This window comes from Planomonospora algeriensis (genome assembly GCF_977012225.1).
This window is the reverse complement of record NZ_CDRNDK010000420.1, coordinates 1-5425: the sequence shown is the minus strand read 5'-3', so window position 1 is coordinate 5425 and position 5425 is coordinate 1. Positions and strand designations below refer to the sequence as shown.

Below are 5425 nucleotides of genomic sequence, written 5' to 3'. Positions count from 1 at the left end.
CCGGACCGGGAGCGGAACGCGGCGGCGTCGCCGAGCCCCGGGCCCGGGGTCGCCGCCTGACCGCCCGACACCCCTCAGCGGCGGCGCAGCGACGGGTCGATCAGGGCGGGCGGGGTGTCGAATTTCTCATGCGCGGCGAGGTCGACGCCGGGCGCGACGATGGCGTCGATGGCATCGAGGACGTCGGCGGAGAGCACCGTGTCCGCGGCGGCGAGATGCGAGTGCAGGTGCTCCAGCGTGCGGGGGCCGACGATCGCGCCGGTCACGGCCGGGTGCGCGGTCACGAAACCGAGCGCGAGCTGGATCATCGTCAGACCGGCCTCGTCGGCGACCTCCGCCAGCCGCTCGACCGCGTCGAGCCGGGCGCGGTTGGACGGGACGGAGAGGTCGAAGCGCTCCGGCATGAACCCCGAGCGGCTGGTGGCGATCTCCCGGCCCTCGCGGACCGCGCCCGACAGCCAGCCCGAGGCCAGCGGGCTCCACGCCAGCACACCGAGCCCGTACTGCTCGGTCACGGGCAGGACGTGGGCCTCGATCCCGCGCTGCAGGATCGAGTAGCTGGGCTGCTCGGTGACGTAGCGGCTCAGATGATTGTCCCGGGCGGCCCACTGAGCCTGCACGATGCGGTACGCGGGGAAGGTCGAGGAACCGAAGTAGCGGATCTTCCCCGCCCGCTGCAGGTCGGTCAGCACCGACAGCGTCTCCTCGTCGCCGGTCTCCGGGTCCCACCGGTGGATCTGGTAGAGATCGACGTGATCGACGCCGAGGCGGCGCAGGCTGTCGTCCAACGCGGTGACCAGCCAGCGGCGCGAGCCACCCCGGTGGTTGCGCTCGCCGCCCATCGGCATGCCCGCCTTCGTGGCCAGCACGATGTCTTCGCGGCGGCCGGCGATGGCCTTGCCGACCATCTCCTCCGACTCGCCCTCGCCGTACATGTCGGCGGTGTCGATGAGGTTGACCCCGGCATCGAGGGCGGCGTCGACGATGGCGGTGGCCTCGTCCTGGGTGGTGCGCCCGATCCTGCCGAAGTTCATCGCGCCGAGCATGAGGGAGCTGACCTGCACGCCGGTGCGGCCCAAGGTGCGGTACTGCATGACCGTGTTTCCTCCACTGCGGGTGAATCGTGGCGCCGGCTGCGGCTTCGACTCGTGGCGCCGCGCGGCTTGGTCGCCGGTCCGCGCTCTGGCATCATGAGCAAGCGGAACCGTGTTCCGATAAATATAAGGAACACCGTTCCGTTTAGCAAGCCCGACAGGAAGGGGATCCCGGTGAACGACGACGGGAGCGCGGGGAACGCGGCCACGCGCAAGCGAGCCGACGCCCGGCGCAACGAGAGGACGCTGCTCGACGCCGCCGCGGCGGTCTTCGTGACCTCGGGAGTCGAAGCGCCGGTGCGCGACATCGCGGCCAGGGCGGGGGTCGGGGTGGCCACGATCTACCGCCACTTCCCGACGCGGGCGGACCTCATCATCGCCGTCTACCGGCACCAGGTGGAGGCCTGCGCCGAGGCCGGTCCCGCCCTGCTGGCGAACGGCGCCGCCCCCCACGCCGCACTGGGGCGATGGATCAACCTGTTCGTCGACTTCCTGGTCACCAAGCACGGGCTCGCCGCCGTGCTGCAGTCGGGCAACGCCGACTTCGACGCGCTGCACGCCTATTTCCTCGACCGGCTCGTCCCCGTGTGCGCGCGGCTGCTCGACGCCGCGGCCGCCGCCGGTGAGATCCGCCCCGGCGTGGACGCCTACGAACTCATGCGCGGCGTCGGGAACCTCTGCATCGGCGCGGACAGCGATCCCCGCTACGACGCCCGCCGACTGGTCGAGCTGCTCATCTCAGGGCTGCGCCTCCCGCATTAGCCGCGCCGCACGCCGGAACACCGTTCAGGACACCTGCCGCGCAGATCCGGAACGGTATTCCGGTATTCCGGCATTCCGGTGTTCCGATCCGGCTCAGGAGACCGGCGGCCCCGTGATCGCCCGGCCGGTGCCGGCGAGGCCGGCGCGGGCGGCCGGGGCCAGGGCCGGGCAGGCGATCACGGGGCCGGGCGGGCGGCCTCCCAGGCCGCCTCGATCATCCGGAAGATCTCGTCCACCGCGGCCTCCGGGTCGGCCGCCTCCCGGGCCAGCGAATAGGCGTCGGCCACGAACCTGGCGATCGTCCGGCAGGCCGTCGTGGCCTGCGGCAGGTCGAGATCGCCGGCGATGGCCGTTGCCAGCGACTCCGCGTGGCGCAGCCTCATCGACCCCTCGTACTCCCGCAGGGCGGGCGTCTCGTCGACCATGCGCCAGATCGCAGCGGTGCCCTCCGCTGCGCAATGCCGCACCATGGCCTGGATCTCGCGGCGCAGCGCGGGGATGAGCGGCTCGTCCTGCGCCCGGCCGGTGACCGCCCGCGTGAGGCGCTGCTCGAAGTCCTCGTCCTGCTCGAACACCAGGGCCTCTTTCGAGGCGAAGTGGGAGAAGACCGTGGTGACGGCCACGTCGGCCTCGGCCGCCACGTCGCGGATGCCCACCGCGTCGTACCCGCGCTCCAGGAAGAGCCGCAGGGCGGTGTCGGCGATCTTCTGGCGGGTGGCGGCCTTCTTGCGCTCACGGCGTCCGGGCGTCACGGTCATGCCCTGACGCTATCAGATGCGAACCTGAAACGGTTTTTAAAAGCTAACTGTTAGTGCTACGGTCGATCGCATGAAGAAAGTGAGCTTCGCCGAGTTCGGCGGTCCGGACGTCCTGCACCTCATGGACGCCGAGGAGCCCCACGCGGGCCCCGGTCAGGTACGCATCGCCGTACGGGCGGCGGGCGTGAACCCCGTCGACTGGAGGATCCGTGAAGGCCAGCTCCAGGAGATCGACCCGATCGATCTGCCCGCCGGAGTCGGGCAGGACGCCTCCGGGGTGGTGGACGAGGTCGGCGAGGGCGTCGAAGGAATCGAGATCGGCGACCACGTGTTCGGCGAGGGTTCGAGCACCTACGCCGAGTTCGCCGTGCTGTCGTCCTGGGCCCGCATGCCCGAGGGCCTGACGTTCGAAGAGGCGGCCGGGTACCCCTCCGTGATGGAGACCGCGCTGCGCATCCTCCGCCAGGTCGGCGTGCGGCCCGGAGAGACGCTGCTGGTCAGCGGTGCGTCCGGAGGGGTCGGATCGGCGGTGCTGCAGATCGCCCGCGACCGCGGCATCGCGGTGATCGGCACTGCCGGGGCCGCGAACCAGGACTACCTGCGCAGCATGGGCGCGCTCGCCACGACGTACGGCGAGGGCTGGGCCGAGCGGGTGCGGTGGCTCGGCGGTGTCGACGCGGCGCTCGATCTGGCCGGCGCGGGCGTGATCCGCGAGCTCGTCGAGCTGACCGGAGACCCGCAGAGGGTGATCTCCATCGCCGATCTCACCGCGCCGGAGCTCGGCGCCCGGTTCTCCGGCGTGGCCGGGAGCATGCCGGAAGCGCTCGCCGAGGCCGTCGGCCTCATCTCGAGGGGAAGGCTGCACATCCCGGTCGAGAAGTCGTACACGCTCGCCGAGGCCGCGGCGGCGCACATCGACAGCCAGGCCGGTCACACGCGCGGGCGCCGGGTCGTGGTCGTCTGAGCCCGTCTCAGGCGCAGTCGCGCGGCCTGCGGCCGGCCCGGCCGCGCTCACCACCGCGGCGGCTCATCGGTGTGCCGCCCGACGCGGCGCGGCCCTCCACCGGGAGCGGACGGTCAGCGGGGGTCGATCGGCGTCGGCGTCCCGGCCGCGGCCTCCACCACCGCGGCGGCCTCCAGGCACAGATCCTCGCGGAACCTCGGGCCGATGATCTGCACGGCCTGCGGCAGCGGCGCGTCGGCCGAGGCGACCGGTACGGCGACCGCGGGCAGCCCGAGAAGGTTGACCGCCACGACCACGCGCATCGTGTCCGGCCAGTCGTCCAGCCACCGGGGGTCCAGATCGGATCCGACGTGGAAGGCCGGACGCGTGCGGATCGGCGCGAGCATCAGCGGGGTACGGCTCAGCTGCTCGTTCCACAGCCGCGCGATGGACGCCCGTTCCATCATCGGGTCGAACGCCCGTTCTCCTGCGGCCCGCGTCCAGATCGGTTCGTACGCCTGCCAGAAGCGCACGAACCCGGGAGAGGCGATCGCGTCCGCAGGAGGTTGCTCCCGGTGGACCCTGCCGTAGTCCGACATGATCTGCGTGAAGATCTCGCTCGCCCGGTCCAGGGCCGGAGCCCGGCCTTCCTCCACGAGGTGGCCCGCGTCGGCCAGGGCCGCGGCCGCGCGCTGCAGCGCGTCGGCCACCTGGGGGTCCATCCCGGTCCCGCCGAGATCGGTCACCACCCGGACCCGCACCGGCGCCGGCAGGGGCGGGCCGTACACGGGCACCGGTGCATGCCACGGGTCCCCGCCGGAGCGCCCGCACATGTGCTCGAACGCCAGCCGCAGATCCCGCACGCGCCGGGCGATCGGACCGTGGACGGCGAGCAGCTGGAACGCGAAGGGAGCCGGTCCCGCCCCCTGCCCGGCCTGCGCCACCCTGCCCAGGGAAGGCTTCAGCGCGCTGACGCCGCAGCACTGGGCGGGCCATCGCAGCGACCCCGCACCGTCGTTGCCGATTCCGAGCGGGGACATCCCCGTCGCCACCGCGGCCGCCTCCCCACCACTGGATCCACCCGGCGTGTGCGCGGCGGACCAGGGGTTCACCGTCGCGCCGCGCAACGCGTTGTCGGTGTGCCAGCGCATGCCGAACTCGGGCATGTTCGTCCGGCCGATCGGGATCGCCCCCGCCGCGCGCAGTTCGGCGACGAAAGGCGCGTCGGCGACGGCCGACGCCTCCCGCAGCGCGACGATCCCCAGCGTCGTCGCCGACCCTCTGACGTCGATGTTCTCCTTCACCGTCATCGGCACCCCGCACAGGGGGCCGACCGCGTCCCCGCGTGCGCGGGCTCTGTCGGCCGCGTCCGCCGCCGCGAGCGCGTCCTCCTCCAGCGCGACCGTGATCGCGTTCACCCGGGGGTTCACCGCGTCGATCCGATGTAGATGCGCCTCGATCACCTCCCGGCACGAGACCTCTCCGGCGCGGATCAGCTCCGTCAGATCCCACGCGCCCAACGTCCACAGCTCCGCCAAGGCGTCCTCCTCGTCGACCGTGACGGGAAATCTAGGGAGGAACGCCGGAAAAGAGCAGTCTTGTTTTCCCCGGCGGCCTCAGCCGCCCTCCCCACCGGCCGCCCGGGGTGCCGCCTGGTCAGGTGCCGCCGCCGAGCAGGGCGGCCATCCGGTAGGCGGCGTGGGAGTCGAGCTTGCGGCGGCCGCGGTTGTAGCGCTGGGTGGTGACCGGGGAGGCGTGGCCGAGCAGTTCCTGGACGTCGGCGAGCGGGACGCCGGCGTCCAGGGCGAGCGTGGCGGCGGTGGCCCGCGCGGTGTGCGGGGTGGAGCTTGGGCGGGGTCGAGGCCGGG

General features: G+C 72.6%; 6 protein-coding genes. 2 read left to right on the top strand and 4 right to left on the bottom strand.

The window, feature by feature from the left end:
- Positions 1–74: 74 nt before the first annotated feature.
- Positions 75–1094 carry an aldo/keto reductase gene (locus tag ACWJ6R_RS29235; protein ID WP_449065318.1) on the bottom strand — a complete coding sequence of 340 codons (1020 nt, stop codon included), beginning with the start codon at positions 1092–1094 and terminating at the stop codon, positions 75–77.
- A gap of 174 nt (positions 1095–1268) precedes the next feature.
- Between ACWJ6R_RS29235 and ACWJ6R_RS29230 the strand changes: the two genes are divergently transcribed.
- On the top strand, positions 1269–1856 hold the full coding sequence (locus tag ACWJ6R_RS29230; RefSeq protein ID WP_449065317.1) for a TetR/AcrR family transcriptional regulator: 588 nt from the start codon (positions 1269–1271) through the stop codon (positions 1854–1856).
- Between the two features lie 176 nt (positions 1857–2032).
- On the opposite strand, the gene ACWJ6R_RS29225 is transcribed toward ACWJ6R_RS29230, so the two are convergent.
- The gene (locus ACWJ6R_RS29225; RefSeq protein WP_449065316.1) at positions 2033–2614 is read right to left on the bottom strand and encodes a TetR/AcrR family transcriptional regulator; all 582 of its coding nucleotides are present in this window, start codon (positions 2612–2614) and stop codon (positions 2033–2035) included.
- Between the two features lie 70 nt (positions 2615–2684).
- Between ACWJ6R_RS29225 and ACWJ6R_RS29220 the strand changes: the two genes are divergently transcribed.
- Positions 2685–3578 (top strand): NADP-dependent oxidoreductase, encoded by an 894-nt coding sequence (locus ACWJ6R_RS29220; RefSeq protein WP_449065315.1) that lies wholly within the window; start codon positions 2685–2687, stop codon positions 3576–3578.
- A gap of 113 nt (positions 3579–3691) precedes the next feature.
- Here ACWJ6R_RS29220 and ACWJ6R_RS29215 read toward each other — a convergent pair whose 3' ends face one another.
- Positions 3692–5095: an amidase gene (locus tag ACWJ6R_RS29215; protein WP_449065314.1), complete on the bottom strand. Its 1404-nt coding sequence runs from the start codon at positions 5093–5095 to the stop codon at positions 3692–3694.
- 118 nt (positions 5096–5213) lie between these two features.
- Positions 5214–5425 (bottom strand): tyrosine-type recombinase/integrase (locus tag ACWJ6R_RS29210; protein ID WP_449065313.1); only part of this gene is annotated, 212 nt, incomplete at its 5' end.

What these genes read in the sequence shown, in the direction of transcription:
- ACWJ6R_RS29235 (WP_449065318.1), bottom strand. Translation starts at nt 1,094, where the DNA reads ATGCAGTACCGCACCTTGGGCCGCACCGGCGTGCAGGTCAGCTCCCTC.
- ACWJ6R_RS29225 (WP_449065316.1), bottom strand. Translation starts at nt 2,614, where the DNA reads ATGACCGTGACGCCCGGACGCCGTGAGCGCAAGAAGGCCGCCACCCGC.
- ACWJ6R_RS29220 (WP_449065315.1), top strand. Translation starts at nt 2,685, where the DNA reads ATGAAGAAAGTGAGCTTCGCCGAGTTCGGCGGTCCGGACGTCCTGCAC.